Here is a 23497-nt window from a genome sequence, read left to right on the forward strand (position 1 = left end):
CCAGCGACGCGAGGAGCCCACCATGCCGATGATCACCACCCCGATTCGCCGTGGCCTCTGCTGCGCGATGCTGTTCGCCTGTTGTGGCGTCGCCGCTGCCGCCATGGCACCCGGTGCGCCGGTCAGCAACGACCGGGTCGCGGTCAGCTACCGCAACCCGGCCGGCTTCACGGAGATGGATCGCGACTTCGGCGCGCGCCGAGACTGGCTCGATGAATTGAGCCGGTACGTCGCCAGGCGCGCCGCCGTGGCCGTGCCGGAAGGCCGGCACCTGTCGGTGACGATCACCGACGTGCAGCGCGCCGGCATGATCGAGCCGTGGCACCGCGCGGGCACCGACCTGCGCGTCGTGCGCAACACCACGCCGCCGCGGATCGACCTGAATTTCCAGCTGGTTGACGCGAACGGCGCGGTGCTGAAGGAAGGCTCGCGCCAGCTGCGCGACATCATGTTCCTGACCCGCCACACCCGCTACAGCAGCGAGCCACTCTCATACGAGAAGAACCTGATCGACGATTGGGTGCGTGACGAATTCGGCGGGTCGGCCCGCTGAGCGCCGGCGCGCGCCGCGACCGATAATCGCGGGTTGTCCTTTCGAGGCGGCCCGCGCGAGCGGCCGCGCACGCATGTCCGAGCTCACCCCGTCCCCGCTGGCCAAGGAAGTCCGCCGCCGGCGCACCTTCGCGATCATCAGCCACCCTGACGCCGGCAAGACCACGCTGACCGAGAAGCTGCTGCTGTTCTCCGGCGCGATCCAGATCGCCGGGTCGGTCAAGGCGCGCAAGGCCACGCGGCACGCCACCAGCGACTGGATGGAGATCGAGAAGCAGCGCGGCATCTCGGTCGCCTCCAGCGTGATGCAGATGGAATACCGCGACTGCGTCATCAACCTCCTCGACACGCCGGGCCACCAGGACTTCTCGGAAGACACCTACCGCGTGCTGACCGCGGTCGACGCCGCGCTGATGGTGATCGACGCGGCCAACGGCGTCGAGCCGCAGACGCGCCGGCTGCTGCAGGTCTGCCGCGCGCGCAACACGCCGATCCTCACGTTCGTCAACAAGATGGACCGCGAGGTGCAGGAACCGATGGCGCTGATGGACGAGATCGAGCGCGAGCTGGGCATGGAGGTCGTACCCTTCACCTGGCCGGTCGGCATGGGCAAGGCGTTCCACGGCGTGATGGACCTGCGCGAAAAGCGCATGCGCGTCTTCGGCGGCGAGGAAGGCGGCGCCGAGTTCCTGGACGGGCTGGACAACCCGGTCTACCCCGAGCGCTTCGGGATGCAGTACGCGCAGTCGAAGGACGAGATCGAGCTGCTGCGTGACGCCGCGCCGCCGTTCGACAAGGCCGCGTTCCTGGCCGGCCGCCAGACGCCGATGTTCTTCGGCTCGGCGGTCAACAACTTCGGCGTGCAGGAGGTGCTGGACGCACTGGTCGACCTGGCGCCGCCGCCGGGCCCGCGGGCGGCGATCCAGCGCGTCGTACAGCCGGAGGAGCCCAAGCTCACCGGCGTCGTCTTCAAGATCCAGGCCAACATGGACCCGGCGCACCGCGACCGGATCGCGTTCGTGCGGGTGGCCAGCGGCCACTTCAAGCGCGGCATGCGGATCAAGGTGGCGCGCTCGGGCAAGGAGATGCGGCCGAACACCGTCGTCTCGTTTCTGAGCCAGCGCCGCGAGCTGCTCGACGAGGCCTTCGCCGGCGACATCATCGGCATCCCGAACCACGGCGTGCTGCAGCTCGGCGACACGCTGACCGAGGGCGAATCGCTGCAGTACACCGGCCTGCCGTTCTTCGCGCCCGAGATGTTCCGCAGCGTCGAGGTGGCCGACCCGCTGCGCATCAAGCAGCTGCGCTCCGGGCTGCAGCAGCTCGGCGAGGAGGGCGCGATCCAGGTGTTCCGCCCCGTGGCGGGGTCGGTGCTGCTGCTCGGCGCAGTGGGCCAGCTGCAGTTCGAGGTCGTCGCGCACCGGCTGGAGCATGAATATGGCGTGAAGGCGCGGATCGCGCCGGCGCGCTACAACGTCGCGCGCTGGGTCACTTGCGACGAGGCCGACGGTGGCGAGCGCGAACTCAAGCGCTTCATCGACGGCAATGCCCACCGCGTCGCGCTCGACGCCGTCGGCGCGCCCTGCGTGCTGCTCGAATACGCCGGCGAGCTGCGCGCGATGCAGGAGAACTGGCCGAAGATCCACTTCCATGCGCTGCGCGAGCACGCGGGGCTGGTTTTCCAGAAGCAGCTCGACGGCTGATCGGCCTAATATGGTCTTCTCGACTCCGAGGAGGCGCGATGAAGACCCTGGCCGCCCTGTTGATCGCCGTGTTCCTGGCTTCCTGCGCGAGCACCGCGCCGATGCCGCCCGCGGCGCCCCTGCTCCACGACGAGGCGTTCAGCGCACCCGTCAAACCGGTCGATTCGGCGGCGGTGCTGGCGTTGAGTCCGGCGATGCGCGAGTACCTGCGCTCGAAGCGCGTCAGCCAGGCATTCGCGGGCGACCGACGCCGCCAGTTGATCGACGCGCTGTATCACGGCGACCTGAAGCTCGAGTACGACGCCGCGATCACCCGAACGGCGGCCGAAGCCTTCGACGCGCGCTCCGGCAACTGCCTCGCGCTGGTGCTGATGACCTCGGCGTTCGCGAAGGAGCTGGGCCTGACCGTGCACTACCAGGCCGTCAACGGCGAGGACATCTGGGACCGCAACGGCGAGCTCTACATCGGCATCGGTCACGTCAATCTGGTCCTGGAGGACAACAAGCCACGGTTGGGCATCGCGTTCACTCAGCGCCCGTTGATCGTGGACTTCCTGCCTGCGCGCGACGCGATCGCGCTCGACACGCGCGAGATCGACGAGCCCACCGTGGTCGCGATGTACCTCAACAATCGCGCCGTGGAGTCGCTGGCGCATGGCCGGCTGGATGAGGCCTACTGGTGGGCTCGTGAAGCGATCATGACCGCGCCCAAGCTGCTGAGTTCGTACGTCACGCTCGGCGTGATCTACCGCAAGCGCGAGCGGCCCGAGTGGTCCGAGGCGGTGCTGCGTCGCGTCGAGGAGCGCGAGCCGGACAACCTGTCCGCCATGTCGAACCGCGTGCTGGCGCTGCGCGACCTCGGGCGCAACGCCGAGGCACAGCAGCTGGGCGAGCGCCTCGCGCGGCTCGATCCGCACCCGCCATTCAGCTATTTCAAGCAGGGCCAGGTGGCGCTGCGCGAAGGACGATTCGAGGCCGCGCGTCGCCTGTTCTCGAAGGAGATCGAGCGCGCGCCTTACCACCATGAATTCGAGTATTGGCTCGCCGTGACCTACATGGAGATGAACGATGCCGAGCGCGCGACGCTGCACCTGAAGCGCGCGATGGACGTGAGCACGACCCGCAAGGACCACGACCTCTACGCCGGCAAGCTCGACCGGTTGAAGGCGCTGCGCCAGCAGTGAGCGTCGCCGCCGGCGCGACAATCGTCGCTCCCTGAACGGAGACAATTCCATGAAAGCAGCAGTGATCCATCGCAACGGTGGCCCCGAGGAACTGGTCTACGAGGAGCTGCCCGATCCGGCCTGCGCCGACGACGGCATCGTGATCGATGTCGAGACCATCTCGATCGAAGGCGGCGACCTGCTCGCGCGCCTGATGACGCCGCCGCTGAGCGCTGCGCACGTCGTCGGCTACATCGCGGCCGGCACGGTGCGGGAGGTCGGCGCCAAGGTCACCGGGCGGCGCGTCGGCGAGCGCGTGGTCACGCTCAACGCGAACGGCTCGCACGCGAGCGTGCGCGCGGTGCCGGCGGCGATGGCCTGGGCGATCCCCGACGGCCTGTCGACGCAGGCCGCGGCGTGCGTGCCGGTGGCGTTCGCGACCGCGCACGACTGCCTGTTCAACGCCGGCGGCCTGAAGCGCGATCAGACGGTGCTGATCCATGCCGGCGCCGGCGGGGTCGGCATGGCGGCGATCCAGCTTGCGAAGGCGGCCGGCGCGACCGTGATCGCGACCGCGTCGAGCGCCGACAAGCTCGAGCGCCTGAAGGCCTTCGGCCTCGACCACGGCATCAACTATGTGGAAGACGACTTCGTTGCCGCGGTCCAGGGGCTGACGGGCAAGCGCGGTGTCGACGTGGTGGTCGACAGCGTCGGCGGCAAGACGCTGGCGGACAGCGTCAAGGTGCTCGGCTGGCGCGGCCGGCTGATCAGCGTCGGCGTCGCCGGGCGCGGCGGCTCGGCCGTCAACGCCTTCAACCTCTGGGCGCGCAACAACACGCTGCATGGCGTGCTGTTCGCGACCGCGCTGCAGCACGAGTACCCGCGCGCCTATGAACTCGTGGCCGAGTGCCTGGCGCGAGTCGCGAGCGGCGAGCTGAAGGTCGAGATCGCGCGCGTGTTCCCGCTCGCCGAAGCGGCGCAGGCGCACGCCTACATCGAGGGACGGCACGCGTTCGGGCGGGTCGTGATGACGGCGTGACGGCCTCGGCAGAAGCCGGGTCGCAGTCGGCGCCACCGGTGCGCTCGCGCCTGGCGCTGTACCTCGACCTGATCCGCTGGAACCGCCCGGCCGGCACCTACCTGCTGCTGTGGCCGACGCTGTCGGCGCTGTGGATCGCGGCCGGCGGCTTCCCGGGCTGGCATCTGCTGATCGTGTTCGTGCTCGGCACGTTCCTGATGCGCAGCGCCGGCTGCGCGGTCAACGACGTGGCCGACCGCGAGTTCGACAGGCACGTCAAGCGCACCGCGCAGCGCCCGGTGACCAGCGGCGCCGTCGGCGTGCGCGAGGCGCTGCTGCTCGGCGCGGGGCTCGCGCTGCTCGCGTTCGGGCTGGTGTTGACGACCAACGCCGCGACGATCGCATGGAGCGTCGTCGCGCTCGCGGTGAGCATCGCCTACCCGTTCACCAAGCGCTTCTTGTCGATGCCGCAGGCGGTGCTCGGTGTGGCGTTCAGCTTCGGCATCCCGATGGCCTTCGCGGCGGTGCAGGGAGCGGTTCCGCCGCTCGCCTGGGGCCTGCTGATCGGCAACCTGTTCTGGGTCCTGGCCTACGACACCGAGTACGCGATGGTCGACCAGGACGACGACCTGAAGATCGGCATCCGCACCTCGGCGATCACGCTCGGCCGTTTCGACGTGGCCGGCGTGATGCTGTTCTACGGCCTGTTCATCGCGATCTGGGGCGTGCTCGGGGCGCAGCTCGGGCTGCGCTGGCCGTACTTCGCCGGCCTGGCCGCGGCGGCGCTGCTCGCGGCCTGGCACTACACGCTGATCCGCACCCGCTCGCGCGACGGCTGCTTCCGCGCATTCCGGCTCAACCACTGGCTCGGCTTCGTGGTGTTCGCCGGAATTGCGGCGGCGTTCGCACTGCGCTGAGCGTGCTCAGTTCGCGCGCACCTCGATGCGGCGCGGGCGCGCATGCTCCTGCTTCGGGATGCGCAAGCGCAGCACGCCGTCCTTCATGCTGGCCTCGATGCGCGCGCTGTCGAGCTCGCGGCTCAGCGTGAACGCGCGGCGGTAGCGCGGCACGCGGATCTCGGCATAGACCGACTGCATCTGCGCCGGCATCGGCGTGCCGACTTCGCCTTCGATCAGCAGCGTGTCGCCCTCGACCTTCAGCTCGAGCCGCTCCTTCGATACGCCGGGCAGGTCGGCCAGCAGCGTGATGCCGGCGGTGTCCTCCAGCACGTCGACGCGCGGCAGCAGCGCCCGGGTGTCGCGTGACTCGCGTCCGTTGCCGCTGTCGGAAGACGCTCGCACCGCGTTGTCGGCGGCGCTGGTCGTGGTGGTCAGTTCCTTGTCGTTGCCCATGATTCGTTTCTCCTTTCCTCGCGTGGCGTTTACTGGACGGTGATGCGGGTCGGCTGCGCCGCCTGCTTGCGCGCGACGCTGACGTGCAGCACGCCGTCGCGGTACTGCGCGGTGATCTGCGCCGGGTCGGCGTCCTCCGGCAGGCTGATCGCGCGGCGGAAGCTGCCGCTGATGCGCTCGCGGCCGAAGACGCTGGGCGTGCTCTCGTTGCCATTGCCGTTGCCGTTGCCATTGCCGCCGCTGCGCGCCTCGCGCGACGGCAGGTCGGACGGGCGCTCGCCGGCGATCGTCAGCACGCCGCGGTCGACCGTGACCTCGATCTTCGCCGGGTCGACGCCCGGCGCGAACGCGTAAACCTCGAGGTTCTGGGGCGTGTTGCCGACGTTGATGGCAGGGAAGGCCCCGGGAGCCACCGAGCGGATGCTGGCGGGCATGCCGGCGCTCTCGAACACGTCGTCGAGTTCGCGGCGCAGGCGTTCGAAGTCACCGAACAGGGCGCCCGGGGTGTTGAGCAGTGATGCATACATGGCCGTATCTCCTTTCGCGGTCCGTGGAACGAAGTCGACGCCCGCTGCGGGTGGCCGCAGGCCGGGCGTCGATGGAGATATTGGCGGGCGCGACCCTTTCAAGGGGGCGCCGGATGACTTGCGATCAGCGACCGTAACGGGCCGTGAAGCTGGCTTTGCCGATGCGGTTGGCGTTGATCATGAACCCGACGAGCGCGGCGCTGGCGTCGGCCGGCACCTCGATCTTGTCGGTCTTCAACGCGTGGACCGTGAAGATGTAGCGGTGCGGCTTGTCGCCCTTCGGCGGGCAGGCGCCGCCGAAGCCGGGCGCGCCGAAATCGGTGCGTCCCTGCACCGTGCCGGCGGGCAGCGCCTTGCCGTCGGCTGTCCCGGCGCCTTCGGGCAACTCGGTCGTGCCGGCCGGGATGTTGAACGCCACCCAGTGCCACCAGCCCGAGCCGGTCGGCGCATCGGGGTCGTAGACGGTGACGGCGAAGCTCTTGGTCCCGGCCGGCGCGCCGTGCCAGCTCAGCGCCGGCGAGATGTTCTTGCCGGTGCAGCCGAAGCCGTTGAACACCTGCGCATCGGTCAGCCGGGCATTCGGCTTGACGTTGGCACTGGTGAGCGTGAAGCCGGCTGCGTGCGCGACCGCGCCGAGGCCGAACAGCGTGGCCGCCAGCAGCGGACGGGTGACGTGAGCAAGCATGATCTTCTCCTCGGGTTGGTCAGGGGTACAGGCCGCGCTCCTCGCGCGCGGTCAGGATGCGCTCGCAGGCCACCGCGAAGGTGGCGGTGCGCAGGCTGATCTTGTGGCGGTCGGCGGTGTCCCAGATCTTCTTCAGCGCGTCGACCATGATCTTGTCGAGCCGCAGGTTGATCTCGTCCTCGCTCCAGAAGAACGACGAGAAATCCTGCACCCACTCGAAGTAGCTGACGGTCACGCCGCCGGCGTTGCAGATCACGTCGGGCACGACCAGCACGCCACGGTCGTGCAGTACGTCGTCGGCGTCGGGCAGCGTCGGGCCGTTCGCGCCTTCGAGCACGAGCTTGGCCTTGATGCGCCTGGCGCGCGCCGCGGTGATCTGCGATTCGAGCGCGGCCGGGATCAGGATGTCGCAGTCGACGTCCCAGAACGACTCGTCGTCGACCCGCTCGGCGCCAGCGTAGTTGGCGATGCCGCCGTCGCGGTGCAACACCGCCATCGTGTCGGCGATGTCGAAGCCGTTCGGGTTGACGAGCGTGCCGGTGTGGTCCTGCACCGCGACGAGTTTGGCACCGGCCTGCACGAACAGTTCGGCCGCCGCGCCGCCGACATTGCCCATGCCCTGCACCGCGATGCGCACGCCCTCCAGGCTCAGGCCGAGGCGGCGCGCCGCCTCGCGCCCGGTGACGAACACGCCGCGGCCCGTCGCCTTGACGCGCCCGAGCGAGCCGCCCAGGTGCAGCGGCTTGCCGGTGACGACGCCGGTGGCGGTGGTGCCGGTGTTCATCGAGTACGTGTCCATCATCCAGGCCATGATCTGGCCGTTGGTGTTCACGTCGGGCGCCGGGATGTCCCGCTGCGGGCCGATGATGATGCCGATCTCGCTGGTGTAGCGGCGCGTCATGCGCTCCAGTTCCTTCAGCGAGAGCTTCTTCGGGTCGACGCGGATGCCGCCCTTGGCGCCGCCGTACGGCAGGTTCACCGCGGCGCACTTGACCGTCATCCAGGCGCTCAGCGCCATCACCTCTTCGAGCGTCACGTCGGGGTGGTAGCGCACGCCGCCCTTGCCGGGGCCGCGGCTCAGGTTGTGCTGCACGCGGTAGCCCTCGAAGTGCGCGACCTCGCCGCTGTCGAGCTCGATCGGCACGTCGACGATCAGCGCGCGCTTCGGCCGCTTCAGCGTCTCGGACCAGCGGGCGAGGTGGCCCAGGTAAGGGATGACGCGGTCGACCTGGGAGATGTAGGTGTCCCAGGCGGTACCCCCGGTGTGGCTGACGTAGGAAAGTTGGCTCATGCTTGTCTCTTCATGGGAATCGAACGATGCGACATGCACGGCCACCTGCTCGTGGCGCGTGACCGGCATGGGGCGACACTGTAGGCGCAGCCTGCGCCGTTTCGGGGCGCGGCGCCATGCCGGGTTTGCATGCGTTGACGCGCGCCCGGCATCGGCGCCGCGCCCGCCGGCGTACTTCGATGCGCTGCCGAGCCTCAACGCAGCGGCCGGAGACCGCCAAGCGCTACGCCATGCCGACGGCGAAGCAGCGCGCCACGTCCGGCCGCGTGGCCGATGCCGCCGCGTCGCGCTGCCGAACCGAGCCGCGAGGTTCAGGACCGGCGCCGCATCTCCATGATCCAGTTCGTTTCCCACGCCTGTCCGGGCAGGGCGAAGGCCTGGGTCCAGCGCGCTGCGTCGCCGCCGAGGCGCTGCCAGACGAAGCGCACGCGCACCGCTCGGCCGTCGTCCGTGTCGTCGCCGAAGAACTCGCCGCGGTCGCCGCGGAACCCGCCGTGCACCGGCGGCTCCAGCCGCCCGCTGCCGCTGTTGATCCAGTGGATGGACCAGCGTTGCGCCGCCAGGTCCAGCGTGCGCACGGTGCAGCCGCTGAAGCCCCGGGTCGGGAAGTCGATCTGGTCGACCGAGACCAGGCCGTCGAGCTGGGTCGTCGCCTGTTCGAGGCCGGGGAATTCCTCCCACGCCGTGCTGCCGACATGGCGCCGCGCGAGACGGCGGTTGTGGACCTCCCAGCGGCCCACGAGGAAATCGAAGTCGTGCCGCCGTCCGACATACGCCGGCCCGATCGCCGAGCGTGTGGTCGGCGCGAGGCGGCGCGTCGACGCGGGCTCTTCCAGCCCTTCGCACCAGCGCTGCCAGTCCGCGCCCGCGGCCATCTGCGCGGCATGGCGCTGCTGCGCCCCGGCGTCGGCAAAGCCGCTGAGCCAGACGATCACCGATTCGCCCTCGCGCACCGGCAGCCGCGGGAAATTGTTGGGCGACGCATCGGTGACGAGGCCGACGACCCACTGCGCGCCGGCCGCCAGCCACGGCGCGCGCACGTGCTGCTCGAACGCGTCGATCAGCGCGCGGGTGTGGGAACGCACCGCGCACACCGTCGCGGTCACCAGGCCGGCTTCGCCGAGCACGGCGTGCGGGTCGGCCGGATTCAGCAGCAGCACGTCGTCGCTGTCGATCATGGTCGCGTTCGCGGCGTCGCGGTGGGTGCGCCAGACCGGGCCGTCGTAGAAGCCGGCCAGCGCGGCGGGCCGGCCGGCCATGTCGGTGAAGCCGCGCAACCAGACGAAGCGGTCGGGCTCGTCGAGGTCGCGGAAGATGCCGGCCACGGTGATGCCGAGCGCCTCCTGTGGTTCGATGAATTCGCGTTCGAACAGCGCGATCAGCGCGTCGCGACGGCCGGGATGCAGGGTGTACTGACGCAACTCGATGACAGGGGGCAAGGTGTTCATGAAGGCTCCGGGCAAACATTGGAACGGCATGATCGCGACCGATACCTGCCAACGGATGTCAGCTTTTTGAAGCACACTGGCCCGCATGCGAGCGAGCCGCCTGTTGTCGATCCTGATGCTGCTGCAAAGCCGCGGCCGGCTGAGCGCCCAGGCACTGGCCGCGGCACTCGAGGTGTCGGTGCGCACCGTGTACCGCGATGTCGACGAGCTGAGTGCGTCCGGCGTGCCGGTGTGGGCGGAACGCGGCCGGCAAGGGGGTTTCGTGCTGCAGCCGGGGTGGCGCACACGGGTCGACGGGCTGACGGCCCGCGAGGCGCAGGCAATGTTCCTCGGCGGCCTGCCCGGGCCGGCGGCCGATCTCGGCCTCGGCGAGGCGATGGCCTCGGCGCAGCTGAAGCTGCTGGCGGCGCTGCCGGACGGCTGGCGCGAGGACGCGCGGCGCGTCAGCTCGCGCTTCCACGTCGACCCGATCGACTGGTACCGCGGCCCGGCCGAGACCGATCACCTGCCGGCCATCGCGCAGGCCGTCTGGGGCGAGCGCCGGGTCGACGTGCGCTACGAGAGCTGGCGCGGCACGAACCGGCGCCGGCTCGACCCGCTCGGCATCGTGCTGAAGGCCGGCGTCTGGTACGTCGTGGCGAGCCATGGCAAGGGGCCGCGCACCTGGCGCCTGTCGAACATCCTGGAATTGGCGGTGGGAACCGAGCGCTTCGAGCGGCCGAAGGATTTCGACCTGGCCGCGTACTGGACCGAATCCACCCGGCGCTTCGAGGCGGAGCTGGTTCAGGGCACGGCCCTGCTGCGCATCACGCCGCTCGGCATGAAGCGGTTGCGGAACCTTGGCCCTGCGCTCGGTGATGCGGCGGCGGCCAGCGCACGCCGCGACAGGGTCAAGCCCGGCTGGCAACGCGTCTCGATCCCGATCGAGACGATCGAGCACGCGACCGGGCAGATGCTGCGCCTCGGCCCGCAAGCCGAGGTGATCCGCCCCGCGGCGCTGCGGCACGCGGTGGCGCGGACGGTGGCCGAGATCTCGGCGCTCTACGGCGCCTAGCGGCCGAACTCGTCGCCGAGCTCGCGCGCGCGCTGCTGCGCGGCGGTGATCGCCGTGACGAACGCGGCCTTGACCCCCGCTTCCTCGAGCGACGTCAGCGCGGCGTGGGTCGTGCCGCCCTTGGACGTGACGCGCTCGCGCAGCACCGAGGGCGCGTCCGGCGAGGCCTGCGCCAGTGCGGTCGCGCCGGCGAAGGTGCCGAGCGCCAGCGCCTTGCCCTGCTCGGCGGTCAGGCCCATCTGCACAGCGGCTTGCGTCATCGCCTCGACGACGTAGAAGACATACGCCGGCCCGGAGCCCGACAGTGCGGTGACCGCGTCGAGATCGGCCTCGCGATCGACCCACAGAAGCGCGCCGGTCGGCGCCAGCACGGCCTCGACCTGCGCGCGGTCGGCGGCGCCGACCGCGTCGCGCGCGAACAGCCCGGTCATCCCCTGGCCGACCAGCGCCGGCGTGTTGGGCATCGTGCGGACGATGCGTGCCGCGCCGGTGGCGTGCGCGATCGATTCGCTGCGGATGCCGGCCATCACGCTCAGTTGCAGCGCCGGGCCGATGAACGGTGCGCACGGCCGTGCGGCCTCCTGGAAGAGCTGCGGCTTGACGGCCCACACCACCATCGCGGCCTGGGCCAGCGTCGCGTCGGCCGCGGCCAGCGTGCGCACGCCGAAATCGGCGTGCAGCTTGTCGCGCTGCGCCGCACCCGGGTCGATGACGACGATCGACTCGGGCGCGCGGCCGCTCTTGACCAGCCCGCCGATGATGGCGCTGGCCATGTTGCCGCCGCCGATGAATGCGATCATGTTCATGAAAGGCTCGATGCTCGAAGGAGAAGGGGATGCGTCTGGAAGGTTCATGCCATTGTCGCGCGGTGACGTTCAGCGTCGAATCGCACAGCCCGGTGCCGTTCATGCACTGCCACTGCTCGATCTGCCGCAAGACGGCCGGCAGCGGCGGCTATGCGATCAACCTGGGTGCCGATGCCGCGACGCTGAAGGTGCGTGGCCGCAAGCACCTTGGCGTCTACCACGCCGTGCTGCGCGAGCCGGGCCAGCGCGCCACGCGCTCGCCGGCCGGGCGACGCTTCTGCATGCAGTGCGGCAGCCCGCTCTGGCTCTTCGACCCGCGCTGGCCCGAGCTGGTGCACCCGCACGCGTCGGCGATCGACACGCCGCTGCCGAAGCCACCCGAGGTGGTCGAGATCGGTCTGGCGTGGGCGCCCGATTGGATCGACGTGCCGGCGGGCGACGGGCACGCGCGGTTCGAGCAGATGCCGGACGAGTCGCTGGAGGACTGGCACAGGCGCCACGGCCTGTGGAGCGCGTGACAAGGCCTCAGCGCCCACACGGTCAACGCCGGGCGAGCCGGGTCAGTGCCCGCCGGCCAGCAGCGTCGCATTGCCGCCGGCCGCGGCGGTGTTGATCGTCACGGTCTGCTCGGCGCAGAAGCGGTACAGGTAGTGCGGCCCGCCCGCCTTCGGGCCGGTGCCGCTCAGGCCCTCCCCGCCGAACGGCTGCACGCCGACGACGGCGCCGATCATGTTGCGGTTGACGTAGACGTTGCCGATGCGCGCCGCGGCGGCCAGGCGCAGCGCGCGCGAGTCGATGCGCGTCTGGATGCCCAGCGTCAGGCCGTAGCCGAGCGCATTGATCTGCGCGACGACTTCGTCTACGTCGCCGCGCCAGCGCACGACGTGCAGCACCGGTCCGAAGATCTCCTGCGTCACGTCGGCAATCGCGTCGAGCTCGAAGGCGATCGGCGCGATCAGGCGCGGGACGTCGGACGCGAGCGGTGCCTCGCCGATGGCCTTGGCCTGCGCGCGCAGGCGCGCCACGTGCGCGCCGATGCCGGCGAAGGCCTCGTCGTCGATCAGCGGGCCGACATCGGTCGCGAGCCGCGCCGGGTCGCCGACGTTCAGTTCCTTCAGCGCACCCCGCACCATCTCGATCACGCCGTCGGCGATGCCCTCGTGCACGCACAGCAGGCGCAGTGCCGAACAGCGCTGGCCAGCGGAGCGGAACGCGCTCTGCACGACCGCGTCGACGACCTGCTCGGGCAGCGCCGTGCTGTCGACGATCATCGCGTTGATGCCACCGGTCTCGGCGATCAACGGCACCATCGCGCCGTCCTTGGCCGCGAGCGTGCGGTTGATGAGCTTCGCGACCGCCGTGGAGCCGGTGAAGCAGACGCCCGCCGTGCGCGCATCGGCAACCAGCGCCGCGCCAACTGTCTCGCCCGGGCCGTGGAGGAGCGCGAGCGCGTCGGCGGGCACGCCCGCGGCGTGCAGCAGCTCGACGAAGCGTTGCGCGACGGCGGGCGTCTGCTCGGCCGGCTTGGCCGCGACCGCATTGCCGGCGACGAGCGCCGCGACGACCTGCCCGGCGAAGATCGCGAGCGGAAAGTTCCACGGGCTGATGCAGACGAACACCCCGCGGCCATGCAGGTGCAGCTCGTTGCTCTCACCGGTCGGGCCCGGCAGCACCTGCGTGGCCAGGCGCGCCTCGGCCTGGTCGGCATAGTAGCGGCAGAAGTCGACCGCCTCGCGCACTTCGGACACGCCATCGCCGAGCGTCTTGTGCGCCTCCTTGACGAGCAGGCCGCAGAACTCGGGCAGGTGTGCTTCGAGGGCGTCGGCCGCGCGGCGCAGCACTGCGGCCCGTTGGGGGAGCGGGGTGGCGTTCCAGGGCTTGGCGCCGGCGGCCAGGCGCGTCATCGCCGCGTCGACCTCGGCGCGGGTGGCTTCGCGCACCACCGGGACGCGGGTCGCGGCGAGCGCGGCGTCGAGCGGTGCACGCTCGGCGAGGCAGGCCAGGTCGACGCCGCGCGAGTTCGCGCGCCCGCGGTGGCCATCGAACCCGTACAGCGCGACCGGCGCCGCGATACCGGCCTGCGCCGCCGGCACCAGCGGCGACGCCAGCAGCATGTCGACCTCGACGGCGTCGTCGGACAACTGGTGCACGAACGACGAGTTCGCGCCGTTCTCCAGGAGCCGCCGCACCAGGTAGGCGAGCAGGTCGCGGTGCTCGCCGACCGGCGCGTAGACGCGCACCGGGATGCGCGGGTCGCGCATCACTTCACGGTACACGCCCTCGCCCATGCCGTGCAGGCGCTGCATCTCGTAGTTCGCGCCCGCAGCCTGTGCCATGCCGATGATCGCGCCGATGGTGCCGGCGTTGTGGGTCGCGAACTGCGGGTAGATCACGTCGGCGTTCGCGATCAGCGCACGGGCGCAGGCGAGGTAGGAGATGTCGGTGTGGTGCTTGTGCGTGAACACGGGGTAGCCGGCCAGGCCCATCTCCTGCGCGCGCTTGATCTCGCCGTCCCAGTACGCGCCCTTGACCAGCCGGACCATGAAGCGCAGCCGGTGCTCACGCGCCATGCGCGCGACTTCGGCGATCACGTCGAGCGCGCGGGTCTGGTAGGCCTGCACCGCGAGGCCGAAGCCGCGCCACTGCGGGAACTCGCGCGCGATGCGGGCGGCCAGCGCGTCCAGCACGTCGAGCGAGAGTTCGAGGCGGTCACTTTCCTCGGCGTCGATCGTCAGGTTGATGTCGGCCCGCGCGGCCGGCTCGATCAGCTGCCAGACGCGCGGCAGCAGTTCGGCGAACACCCGCTCGCGCTGCGCATCCTCGTAGCGCGAGAACAGCGCGCTGAGCTTGATCGAGATGCCGTCGGCCGCCTCCGGGCCGGCGCTGCTCGTCGCGCCGGCGATCGCGTGGATCGCGTTCAGGTACGAGGCGAGGTAGCGCTGCGCGTCGGCCTCGGTGCGCGCGCCTTCGCCCAGCATGTCGTAGCTGAAGCGCAGCCCCCTCAACGCCTTGCGCGCCCACGCCGCCTCGCCCATCGCTTCCTTGATCGAACGGCCGAGCACGAACTGCTTGCCGAGCAGCTGGATCGCGCGCACGGTGGCGGCGACGACCGTCTGCGCACCCAGGCGCTTCAGGATGCCGCGCTCGGCGTCGTTCTCGGGCAGGAACTTCTTCGACAACGCGATCGCGCTGGCCGACAGGTTCGCGAGAAGCTTGTGCGCGCCGCCGGAGTCGGCATCGAAGTCGGCCTTGCCGAGCTGGTCGGCCGTCAGTGCGATCGCGGTCTCGGCGTCGGGCACGCGCAGCAGCGCTTCGGCCAGCCGCATCAGCGCCAGGCCCTCGGCGGTGGAGATCGGGTACTCCTGCAGCAGCGATTCCATTGCCCAGAACGGGGCCGGGTTGTCGCGCACCGACTGCACCCACGGCCGCGCCATGCGGACCGCGGCCGGCCAGTCGACCTGCCCTTCCAGCGACTTCAGCAGCGCGCCCAGCACCTCGAATTCGCCCCGATACGGCTGGGGCAGGCGGGCGCGGGCGGTGGGCAAGTCGAACATCGTGGACCTCGCTGGGGCGGGATGGATGGCTAGGTTATGGGTTTGCTTCCTGCATTAATCTCCGAATCGCCGCGGTTTGGTGGAGAATAATTCGGTATGGGAGCTGACGACACGCCACCGCTGCTGCTGGACCGGATCGACACCCGCATCCTGCGCGTGCTGCAGTCCGATGGCCGCATCTCGAACCTCAAGCTGGCCGAGGCGGTGCACCTGTCGCCCACCGCGGTGCTCGAACGCGTCAAGCGCCTGACGCGCGATGGTTTCATCCTCGGCTACGAGGCCCGGCTGAATCCGGACAAGCTGGGCGCGGGCCTGCTGGTGTTCATCGAGGTGGTGCTTGACCGCACCACCCACGACGCGATGAACATCTTCAAGGCCGCGGTGCAGGTGCGGCCGGAGATCCTCGAATGCCACCTCGTCGCGGGGGGCTTCGACTACCTGATCAAGACCCGCGTGGCCGACATGAACGCCTACCGCGGCTTCGTCGGCTCGGTGATCTGGGCGCTGCCCGGCGTGCGCGAGACGCGCACCTACGCGGTGATGGAAGAGGTGAAGAATACGACCCTGCTGCCCCTCTGAGCCGACGATGAGAATCGAACTCGACGACCTGTCCCGCCCCGAGATCCATGCGCTGCTCAAGGAGCACTTGCGCAACATGCATGCGCTCGGGCCACCCGAAAGCGTGCACGCGCTCGATCTCGCCAAGCTGCGTGCGCCCGGCATCACGTTCTGGTCGGCCTGGGAAGACGGGGAGCTGATGGGCTGCGGCGCGCTGTCGGAGCTGAGCCCGACGCATGGCGAGATCAAGTCGATGCGCACGCCCGAGGCGCGCCGCCGCACCGGTGCAGGGCGTGCGCTGCTGATGCACATCCTCGATGTGGCGAGGTCGCGCGGCTATGAGCGGCTGAGCCTGGAGACGGGCTCGGTCGCGGCGTTCGCGCCGGCACATCGCCTGTACGAAAGCGTCGGGTTCGTCCGCGCCGGGCCGTTCGCCAGCTATGTGGAAGACGTGAACAGCGTGTTCATGACGCTGGCGCTTCGCCCCGACTGAACAGGCTGGTCAGGCCGCGGTACGCCGCGCGCCGAAGATCGCGCTGCCGATGCGCACGATCGTTGCGCCCTCGGCGATCGCCGCCTCGAGGTCGGCGCTCATGCCCATTGACAAGGTGTCCAGGCCCGTCAACCCACCGGCGCGCAGGCGCGTCAGCAGTTCGCGCAGCGCGCGGTGCGGTGCGCGCTGGGCGGCCAGGTCGGTGGCGGGTTCGGGAATGGCCATCAGCCCGCGCAACGTCAGCCGGGGCAGCATGTCGACCGCGCGGGCGACATCGGGCACCTCGTCGGGCCTCAGCCCGCTCTTGCTGGGTTCACCGCTGATGTTGACCTGCAGGCAGACCTGCAGCGGCGGCAGGTGGGCGGGGCGCTGCTCGGACAGCCGCTGCGCGATCTTGAGTCGGTCGACCGAATGCACCCAGTCGAATTGCTCGGCGACGATGCGGGTCTTGTTCGACTGCAGCGGCCCGATCAGGTGCCATTCGAGCTGCGCGCGCAGATCGGCCAGCGCAGCGATCTTCTCGACGCCCTCGAGCACGTAGTTCTCACCGAAACGGTGCTCGCCGGCCGCAACAGCCTCGCGAACTGCGCCCGCATCGAAGGTCTTGCTCACCACCAGCAACGTGACGCTTCGCACGGGCCTCGTGGCCTGCGTGCACGCAGCGGCCACGCGCTCGTGCACTTGTTGTAAGTTGTCTGCGATCATCGCCATAATGCGCCGAAGTATCCCGCAGGGCTTAGGGTGAGCCTAGCCTGCCGTCTGGTTCACCGCACTTCGCGCCAACCTACCCACGGATTCATGGACATCACCCAGCTGCTGGCTTTTTCGGTCAAGAACAAGGCGTCCGACCTCCATTTGTCGGCGGGGCTGCCGCCGATGATCCGGGTGCACGGCGACGTGCGCCGCATCAACATCGATCCGCTGGACCACAAGCAGGTCCACGGCATGGTGTACGACATCATGAACGACTCGCAGCGCAAGGCGTATGAAGAAACGCTGGAGTGCGACTTTTCGTTCGAGATCCAGGGCCTGGCGCGCTTCCGCGTCAACGCGTTCAACCAGAACCGCGGCGCCGGCGCCGTCTTCCGGACGATCCCGTCGAAGATCCTGACGCTGGAGCAGCTCAACGCGCCGAAGGTGTTCGCCGAGCTGTCGCTGAAGCCGCGCGGCCTGGTGCTGGTGACCGGGCCGACCGGCTCCGGCAAGTCGACCACGCTGGCGGCGATGGTCAACCACCTGAACGAAAACGAGTTTGGCCACGTGCTGACGGTGGAAGACCCGATCGAGTTCGTCCACGAGTCGAAGAAGTGCCTGATCAACCAGCGCGAGGTCGGCCCGCACACGCTGAGCTTCAACAACGCGCTGCGCAGTGCGCTGCGCGAGGACCCGGACGCGATCCTGGTCGGCGAGCTGCGTGACCTGGAAACCATCCGGCTGGCGCTGACCGCCGCCGAGACCGGCCACCTGGTGTTCGGCACGCTGCACACCTCGAGCGCGGCCAAGACGATCGACCGCGTGGTCGACGTCTTCCCCGCGGCCGAGAAGGAAATGGTCCGCGCGATGCTGTCGGAGTCGCTGATCGGCGTGATCTCGCAGACGCTGTGCAAGACCAAGGACGGTGGCGGGCGCGTCGCGGCGCACGAGATCATGCTGGGCACCGCGGCGATCCGCAACCTGATCCGCGAGGCGAAGATCGCGCAGATGTATTCGTCGATCCAGACCGGCAATGCGATGGGCATGCAGACGCTGGATCAGAATCTTTCCGACCTGGTGCGGCGCAACGTCATCTCGCCCGCCGAGGCGCGCGGCAAGGCCAAGTTCCCCGAAAACTTCCCCGGCTAGGACCCTGTCATGGAACACGATCAGGCTTCCAAGTTCATCAACGACCTGCTGCGGCTGATGGTGTCGCGCAACGGCTCGGACCTGTTCATCACGGCCGACTTTCCGCCCGCGATCAAGGTCGACGGCAAGGTCACCAAGGTCTCGCCGCAGCCGCTGACCAGCCAGCACACGCTGGCGCTGACGCGGTCGATCATGAACGACAAGCAGGCGGCGGAATTCGAGCGCACCAAGGAATGCAACTTCGCGATCGCGCCGCAGGGCATCGGGCGCTTCCGCGTCAACGCGTTCGTGCAGCAGAGCAACATCGGGATGGTGATGCGGACGATCCCGCAGACGCTGCCGACGATCGACAGCCTGAACCTGCCGCAGGTGCTGAAGGACGTGGCGGTCACCAAGCGTGGCCTGGTGATCTTCGTCGGCGCTACCGGCTCGGGCAAGAGCACCTCGCTGGCGGCGATGGTCGACTACCGCAACGAGAACTCGTTCGGCCACATCATCACCATCGAGGATCCGGTCGAGTTCGTGCACCCGCACAAGAACTGCATCATCACGCAGCGCGAGGTCGGCATCGACACCGAGGGCTGGGAGCAGGCGCTGAAGAACACGCTGCGCCAGGCGCCGGACGTGATCCTGATGGGCGAGATCCGCGACCGCGAGACGATGGAGCACGCGGTGGCGTTCGCCGAGACCGGCCACCTGTGCCTGGCCACGCTGCACGCCAACAGCGCCAACCAGGCGCTGGACCGGATCATCAACTTCTTCCCGGAAGAGCGGCGCGCGCAGCTGCTGATGGACTTGTCGCTGAACCTGAAGGGGCTGATCTCGCAGCGCCTGATGCCGCGCCAGGAAGGGCGAGGCCGCGTCGCCGCGGTCGAGATCATGCTCAACACGCCGCTGATCTCCGACCTGATCTTCAAGGGCGAGGTCTCCGAGATCAAGGAAATCATGAAGCGCTCGCGCGAGCTCGGCATGCAGACCTTCGACCAGGCGCTGTTCGACCTGTACGAGGGCCACGCGATCACGTTCGAGGATGCGCTGCGCAACGCCGATTCGGTCAACGACCTGCGGCTTCAGATCAAGCTGCACAGCCAGCGCGCACGCAGCAGCGATCTCTCCGCCGGCACCGAACACCTCACCATCGTGTAGGCTTCGCGCACACCATTCCGGCGGCCTCTTCGGAGGCCGCTTCGCATTTCAAGGAACCCCTCGATGAGCACCAGGACCTACGAACCCACTCCGGCACGCCGTGTCGCCTTCCTCGGCCTCGGCGTGATGGGCTACCCGATGGCTGGACACCTGGCCGCGGCCGGCCACACCGTGACGGTCTACAACCGCTCGCCGGCGAAAGCCGCGCAGTGGACGGCCGAACACGGGCACGCCGCTGCCGCGACGCCGCGGGCCGCCGCGACCGGCGCGGAGATCGTGTTCTGCTGCGTCGGCAACGACGATGACCTGCGCTCGGTCGTGCTCGGCGACGACGGCGCGCTGGCCGCCATGGCGCCCGGCGCGATCTTCGTCGACCACACGACGGCCTCGGCCGAGGTCGCGCGCGAACTGGGCGCAGCCGCGCAGGCGCGCGGTCTGCAGTTCATCGACGCGCCGGTCTCGGGCGGCAACCTCGGTGCGATCAACGGCGCGCTGACGGTGATGTGCGGCGGCGACGCGGCCGCTTTCGCGGCGATCCAGCCGGTCGCGATGGCCTTCTCGAAGGCGGTGACGCTGCTCGGCGAAAGCGGTGCCGGCCAGCTCGCGAAGATGGTCAACCAGATCGCGATCGCCGGGCTGGTGCAGGGGCTGGCCGAGGCGATCGCCTTCGGCACGAAGGCCGGCTTGGACATGAAGGCGGTGCTCGGCGTGATCGGCAAGGGCGCCGCCCAGAGCTGGCAGATGGACAACCGCGGGCCGACGATGATCGACGACCAATTCGACTTCGGCTTCGCGGTCGACTGGATGCGCAAGGACCTCGGCATCGCGCTCGACGAGGCCAAGCGCAACGGTGCGCGCCTGCCGGTGACCGCGTTGGTCGACCAGTTCTACGCCGACATCCAGGCCCAGGGCGGCAACCGGCTCGACACTTCGAGCCTGCTGCGCCGCCTGCGCTGAGTCACACGCCGGCGCGCGATCAAGTCTTGGGCGCGGCGCCGGGCTTGGGCTGCAGATCGTTCAGCTCGGCCTCGGTGACGATCTCGAAGACCTTCACGACCTTCTGCACGCCACCGACACCGCGGGCGATGTCGCCGGCGCGGGTGGCCTCGCGCTCGGTGACGCGGCCCATCAGGTAGACGATGCCACGCTCGGTCACGACCTTGAAGGCGCTCGCCTGAACGTCCTTCGCGTCGACCATGCTGGCCTTGACCTTGCTGGTCAGCAGCGTGTCGTTCGAGCGGTTGCCGAACGACGCGGTCGGCCCGATCGCGACCTCGTTGACGACCGAGCGCACGCCCTCGATCGCCGAGACGACGCGCTCGACGGCGGCCTTGTCGGCCTCGTTGGTCACCGCCCCGGTCAGCAGCACGATACGGTTGTAGCTGGTGGTGCTGACGTTGCCGCGGTCGCCGATGGTCTCGTTGATGCGCTTGGTGGCCTTCAGCTCGATCGCCTGGTCGTCGACCTGCGCGCCGGAACTGCGACGATCGGTGACGACCATCGAGCTGCCGACGATCGCGCCCCCCAGCAGCAGCGGCGCGCAGGCGGTGAGTGCGGTGGAGGCGACGACGGCGCCGAGCAGCGCGCTCAGGCGCCAGATGGAAGTCTTGGGAGTCATGTGTTTTCCTGTTCGCCGAGCAGTTGCAGGTCGACCGCATCGCACAGGCAATGCACTGTCAGCAGGTGCACCTCCTGGATGCGCGCGGTGCGCTCGTGCGGTACGCAGATGAGCACGTCGGTCTCGGTCAGCATCTCGCGGATCTTGCCGCCCTTGTGGCCGGTCAGCGCGATCACGACCATCTCCTTCGCGCGGGCCGCCTCGATCGCCGCGATCACGTTGGCGGAGTTGCCGCTGGTGCTGATCGCCAGCAGCACGTCGCCGGGCGCGCCCAGCGCCTGCACCTGCTTCGAGAAGATGGCGTTGAAGTCGTAGTCGTTGCCGATCGCGGTCAAGATCGAGCTGTCGGTCGTCAGCGCGATCGCCGCCAGGCCGGGCCGCTCGCGCTCGAAGCGGCCGACGAACTCGGCCGCGAAGTGCTGCGCGTCGGCGGCCGAGCCGCCGTTGCCGCAGGCCAGCACCTTGCCGCCCGCGGTGATGCTGCCGACCAGGGCGCTGACGGCGTCGGCGATGGGCTTCGCGAGAACTTCGGCGGCGGCGTACTTCAGGTCGGCGCTGTCGAAGAACTGCTGTTGGATTCGTTGTTCAAGCATGACCACGGATCATATGACACGGTCCTGGCGCGCCAGTTCCCGCGACGCGGCGTCAGCGGGGCAGGTACAGGCGGTCCGTGTAGGTCGAGAGATGATGCGGCCGAAACGCGACCAGTGCGGCCACCACGAGCCCGCTGATGGTCGCTTCGCCGAAGGCTGCCAGCAGGGTGCCGAGCCACTGGTCGCCCCGTGCGAGCCCGCTCGCCGGCCAGACCGTGGGCGCGACGGCGAGCGCGGCGGCTCCCGCCAGCGCCAGTGCAACGATGATCGCGAAAAAGCCGCGCACGAGGATGTAGATGAACAGGTGCCGGGGCAGCCAGCGCCGGGACGCCGCACCGAGCAGGAGCGTCAGCGTGGCGGGCGCCAGGCCCAGCCACAGCAACCGGTGGACCGCCTCGAACGGCTCGAGGTGCCCGGCCAGCCCGGCCAACAGGGCCATGGGCGCCATCATCACGACGGTCAGCGGCCAGCCGGCGAGCAGCACGGACAAGGGCGCGAGCGACATGACCGGCACGATCGGATTCGCGAGCAATCGATCGAGCGACCACAGGACCGGCATCGCCGCCCAGGTCCCGACCCAGACCCAGGCAGGCCCGGCAGGACCGATGCAACGCAGCGGCCGCAGGCTGACCGCCACGGCAACGAGCAACACCGCCGCGAGCGCTTCGGCCATGCCGGTGATCGGGGCGGACGATGGATTCATGCACGCAGCTTAGTCCTGCCGTGCCCTGGCGGCTGTGGGAACGGCCAATGGCGCGCCGTAGTCCCGCGCCCGGGCGTGTCGCTCAGGCGTCGAACGCACCGCGCAGCCACTCGATCCGTGCGCCGTCGATCGCGACCACGTCGAAGCGGCAAGGGGGCACGGTGCGCAGGGTGCGCAGGAAATACTGCGCCGCGAGGATGAGGCTGCGCTGCTTGACGGCGGACACGCTCGCTGCGGCGCCGCCGTGACTGGCCGAGCGCCGCGCGCGGACCTCGGCGAACACCAGCGTGCCGTCGCGCTCGCGCAGGATCAGGTCGATCTCGCCGCCGCGTGCGTTCGGGCCGCGCGCGACCCGATAATTGCGGCGCACCAGGGTCAGGCCCTGGGCCAGCAGGTGCGCCAGGGCGCGCGCCTCGGCGGCGTCGCCACTCTCTTTGGTCGTCATACCCGGAACCGCCGTGCCCTCATCCCCCGCCGACTCGCTCTCGATGCTGCAGTCCGCGGTCGCCCATGCGGCCGGCGCGCAGCAGTACCCCACCGGCGCACTGTACGTGGTCGCCACGCCGATCGGCAACCTGGCCGACATCACGCTGCGTGCGATCCATGTGCTCGGGCTGGTCGACGCCGTGGCCTGCGAGGACACGCGCCACAGCGGGCCGCTGCTGCGCCAGCTCGGCATCGAGGCCAAGTCCCTGCTGGCGGTCCATGAGCACAACGAGCGCGAAGCTGCGGCGGGCGTGCTGCTTCGCCTGGCGCGCGGCGAGCGCGTCGCCTACATCAGCGACGCCGGCACGCCGGCGATCAGCGACCCGGGCGCGGCGCTGGTCGCGGCGGTTCAGGCTGCCGGCTACCGGGCGCTGCCGATCCCGGGCGCCAGCAGCGCCGTGGCCGCGATGAGCGTGGCCGGCGATGCACTCGGCGGACCGTTCACCTTCGTCGGCTTCCTGCCGCAGCGCAGCGGCGAGCGCGCGCTGGCACTGAAGCGCCTGGCGGGCGATGCGCGCACGCAGGTGCTGTTCGAGGCGCCGCACCGAATCGACGCGCTCGCGTCCGCTCTGGCCGAAGCGTGCACAGGTCGCGCGGTGACGGTGTGCCGCGAGCTGACCAAGCAGTTCGAAACCGTGCAGACGCTGCCCGCGAACGCGCTGCCGGCGTGGCTCGCGTCGGACGCGAACCGCAGCCGCGGCGAGTTCGTGCTGGTCGTGCACGCGCTCGCCGCCGCCGAGCCCGACGCCACCGCGCCGGCCCATGACGCGACGCTGCGCACGTTGATGGCGGCGCTGCCGCTGAAGCAGGCTGTCGCGCTTGCGGCCGAACTCACCGGCGCGCCGCGCAACGCGCTCTACGAGCGTGCGCTGGCACTGAAGAACGCCGCCGCCGACGAGTAGGGC

The 23497-nt window shown here is 69.9% G+C and carries 25 protein-coding genes; 13 read left to right on the plus strand and 12 right to left on the minus strand.

Annotation, left to right across the window (positions count from 1 at the left end; genetic code table 11):
* Window positions 1-22: 22 nt before the first annotated feature.
* The 5 genes from ACWH49_RS10995 (at window position 23) to ubiA (ending at window position 5353) form a co-directional block, all read left to right on the plus strand.
* Complete coding sequence (locus tag ACWH49_RS10995) at window positions 23-553, plus strand: DUF3016 domain-containing protein (protein WP_448171499.1); 531 nt, start codon at window positions 23-25, stop codon at window positions 551-553.
* A gap of 73 nt (window positions 554-626) precedes the next feature.
* Window positions 627-2255, plus strand: coding sequence for a peptide chain release factor 3 (locus ACWH49_RS11000; protein ID WP_448171500.1), 1629 nt, complete (start codon window positions 627-629; stop codon window positions 2253-2255).
* Window positions 2256-2293: 38 nt separating this feature from the next.
* Entirely contained in the window at window positions 2294-3439 is a 1146-nt protein-coding gene (locus ACWH49_RS11005; protein ID WP_448171501.1) for a tetratricopeptide repeat protein, read from the plus strand.
* A gap of 49 nt (window positions 3440-3488) precedes the next feature.
* Window positions 3489-4457: a quinone oxidoreductase family protein gene (locus ACWH49_RS11010; RefSeq protein ID WP_448171502.1), complete on the plus strand. Its 969-nt coding sequence runs from the start codon at window positions 3489-3491 to the stop codon at window positions 4455-4457.
* Window positions 4454-5353 carry a 4-hydroxybenzoate octaprenyltransferase gene (gene ubiA, locus ACWH49_RS11015; RefSeq protein ID WP_448171503.1) on the plus strand — a complete coding sequence of 300 codons (900 nt, stop codon included), beginning with the start codon at window positions 4454-4456 and terminating at the stop codon, window positions 5351-5353. Before ACWH49_RS11010 ends, ubiA begins: the two co-directional genes overlap by 4 nt.
* A gap of 6 nt (window positions 5354-5359) precedes the next feature.
* Here ubiA and ACWH49_RS11020 read toward each other — a convergent pair whose 3' ends face one another.
* From ACWH49_RS11020 to ACWH49_RS11040, 5 genes are all read right to left on the minus strand, one after another.
* The gene (locus ACWH49_RS11020) at window positions 5360-5788 is read right to left on the minus strand and encodes an Hsp20/alpha crystallin family protein (protein WP_448171504.1); all 429 of its coding nucleotides are present in this window, start codon (window positions 5786-5788) and stop codon (window positions 5360-5362) included.
* A 29-nt stretch (window positions 5789-5817) separates the two neighbouring features.
* Window positions 5818-6315: an Hsp20/alpha crystallin family protein gene (locus tag ACWH49_RS11025; protein WP_448171505.1), complete on the minus strand. Its 498-nt coding sequence runs from the start codon at window positions 6313-6315 to the stop codon at window positions 5818-5820.
* A 124-nt stretch (window positions 6316-6439) separates the two neighbouring features.
* Entirely contained in the window at window positions 6440-7000 is a 561-nt protein-coding gene (locus ACWH49_RS11030; RefSeq protein WP_448171506.1) for a YbhB/YbcL family Raf kinase inhibitor-like protein, read from the minus strand.
* Between the two features lie 19 nt (window positions 7001-7019).
* The gene (locus tag ACWH49_RS11035) at window positions 7020-8291 is read right to left on the minus strand and encodes a Glu/Leu/Phe/Val family dehydrogenase (RefSeq protein ID WP_448171507.1); all 1272 of its coding nucleotides are present in this window, start codon (window positions 8289-8291) and stop codon (window positions 7020-7022) included.
* 311 nt (window positions 8292-8602) lie between these two features.
* Complete coding sequence (locus ACWH49_RS11040) at window positions 8603-9739, minus strand: NIPSNAP family protein (protein ID WP_448171508.1); 1137 nt, start codon at window positions 9737-9739, stop codon at window positions 8603-8605.
* Window positions 9740-9824: 85 nt separating this feature from the next.
* Here ACWH49_RS11040 and ACWH49_RS11045 point away from each other — a divergent pair, with 85 nt between their 5' ends.
* Window positions 9825-10793 carry a helix-turn-helix transcriptional regulator gene (locus ACWH49_RS11045; protein ID WP_448171509.1) on the plus strand — a complete coding sequence of 323 codons (969 nt, stop codon included), beginning with the start codon at window positions 9825-9827 and terminating at the stop codon, window positions 10791-10793.
* Here the strand turns inward: ACWH49_RS11045 and proC are convergent.
* Entirely contained in the window at window positions 10790-11599 is an 810-nt protein-coding gene (proC, locus tag ACWH49_RS11050) for a pyrroline-5-carboxylate reductase (protein WP_448171510.1), read from the minus strand. The two genes, ACWH49_RS11045 and proC, sit on opposite strands and share 4 nt — an antisense overlap.
* 29 nt (window positions 11600-11628) lie before the next feature.
* Between proC and ACWH49_RS11055 the strand changes: the two genes are divergently transcribed.
* Window positions 11629-12117: a GFA family protein gene (locus tag ACWH49_RS11055; protein WP_448171511.1), complete on the plus strand. Its 489-nt coding sequence runs from the start codon at window positions 11629-11631 to the stop codon at window positions 12115-12117.
* A gap of 42 nt (window positions 12118-12159) precedes the next feature.
* Here the strand turns inward: ACWH49_RS11055 and ACWH49_RS11060 are convergent, their stop codons facing one another.
* On the minus strand, window positions 12160-15153 hold the full coding sequence (locus ACWH49_RS11060; protein ID WP_448171512.1) for an L-glutamate gamma-semialdehyde dehydrogenase: 2994 nt from the start codon (window positions 15151-15153) through the stop codon (window positions 12160-12162).
* Window positions 15154-15249: 96 nt separating this feature from the next.
* Between ACWH49_RS11060 and ACWH49_RS11065 the strand changes: the two genes are divergently transcribed.
* Together ACWH49_RS11065 and ACWH49_RS11070 are read left to right on the plus strand one after the other, a co-directional pair.
* The gene (locus tag ACWH49_RS11065) at window positions 15250-15732 is read left to right on the plus strand and encodes an Lrp/AsnC ligand binding domain-containing protein (protein ID WP_448171513.1); all 483 of its coding nucleotides are present in this window, start codon (window positions 15250-15252) and stop codon (window positions 15730-15732) included.
* A gap of 7 nt (window positions 15733-15739) precedes the next feature.
* Window positions 15740-16204, plus strand: coding sequence for a GNAT family N-acetyltransferase (locus tag ACWH49_RS11070; protein ID WP_448171514.1), 465 nt, complete (start codon window positions 15740-15742; stop codon window positions 16202-16204).
* Window positions 16205-16213: 9 nt separating this feature from the next.
* On the opposite strand, the gene ACWH49_RS11075 is transcribed toward ACWH49_RS11070, so the two are convergent.
* Window positions 16214-16915, minus strand: coding sequence for a YggS family pyridoxal phosphate-dependent enzyme (locus ACWH49_RS11075; RefSeq protein ID WP_448171515.1), 702 nt, complete (start codon window positions 16913-16915; stop codon window positions 16214-16216).
* A gap of 87 nt (window positions 16916-17002) precedes the next feature.
* On the opposite strand from ACWH49_RS11075, the gene ACWH49_RS11080 reads away from it, so the two are divergent.
* The 3 genes from ACWH49_RS11080 to ACWH49_RS11090 all read left to right on the plus strand — a co-directional run bounded on the left by ACWH49_RS11080 (window position 17003) and on the right by ACWH49_RS11090 (window position 20149).
* The gene (locus ACWH49_RS11080) at window positions 17003-18046 is read left to right on the plus strand and encodes a type IV pilus twitching motility protein PilT (protein WP_056471401.1); all 1044 of its coding nucleotides are present in this window, start codon (window positions 17003-17005) and stop codon (window positions 18044-18046) included.
* Between the two features lie 9 nt (window positions 18047-18055).
* Window positions 18056-19192: a PilT/PilU family type 4a pilus ATPase gene (locus ACWH49_RS11085; protein ID WP_448171516.1), complete on the plus strand. Its 1137-nt coding sequence runs from the start codon at window positions 18056-18058 to the stop codon at window positions 19190-19192.
* 63 nt (window positions 19193-19255) lie between these two features.
* Window positions 19256-20149, plus strand: a complete 894-nt coding sequence (locus tag ACWH49_RS11090; RefSeq protein WP_448171517.1) for an NAD(P)-dependent oxidoreductase — start codon at window positions 19256-19258, stop codon at window positions 20147-20149.
* A gap of 19 nt (window positions 20150-20168) precedes the next feature.
* Here the strand turns inward: ACWH49_RS11090 and ACWH49_RS11095 are convergent, their stop codons facing one another.
* From ACWH49_RS11095 to ACWH49_RS11110, 4 genes are all read right to left on the minus strand, one after another.
* On the minus strand, window positions 20169-20810 hold the full coding sequence (locus tag ACWH49_RS11095; RefSeq protein ID WP_448171518.1) for a BON domain-containing protein: 642 nt from the start codon (window positions 20808-20810) through the stop codon (window positions 20169-20171).
* Window positions 20807-21403, minus strand: coding sequence for a phosphoheptose isomerase (locus ACWH49_RS11100; RefSeq protein ID WP_056471390.1), 597 nt, complete (start codon window positions 21401-21403; stop codon window positions 20807-20809). The genes ACWH49_RS11095 and ACWH49_RS11100 overlap by 4 nt, the downstream gene beginning before the upstream one ends.
* A 52-nt stretch (window positions 21404-21455) precedes the next feature.
* The gene (locus ACWH49_RS11105) at window positions 21456-22106 is read right to left on the minus strand and encodes a hypothetical protein (protein ID WP_448171519.1); all 651 of its coding nucleotides are present in this window, start codon (window positions 22104-22106) and stop codon (window positions 21456-21458) included.
* 82 nt (window positions 22107-22188) lie between these two features.
* Window positions 22189-22551 (minus strand): YraN family protein, encoded by a 363-nt coding sequence (locus ACWH49_RS11110; RefSeq protein WP_448171520.1) that lies wholly within the window; start codon window positions 22549-22551, stop codon window positions 22189-22191.
* Window positions 22552-22594: 43 nt separating this feature from the next.
* On the opposite strand from ACWH49_RS11110, the gene rsmI reads away from it, so the two are divergent.
* The gene (rsmI, locus tag ACWH49_RS11115) at window positions 22595-23494 is read left to right on the plus strand and encodes a 16S rRNA (cytidine(1402)-2'-O)-methyltransferase (RefSeq protein ID WP_448174341.1); all 900 of its coding nucleotides are present in this window, start codon (window positions 22595-22597) and stop codon (window positions 23492-23494) included.
* Window positions 23495-23497: the final 3 nt, after the last annotated feature.

Source organism: Rhizobacter fulvus (assembly GCF_964020785.1).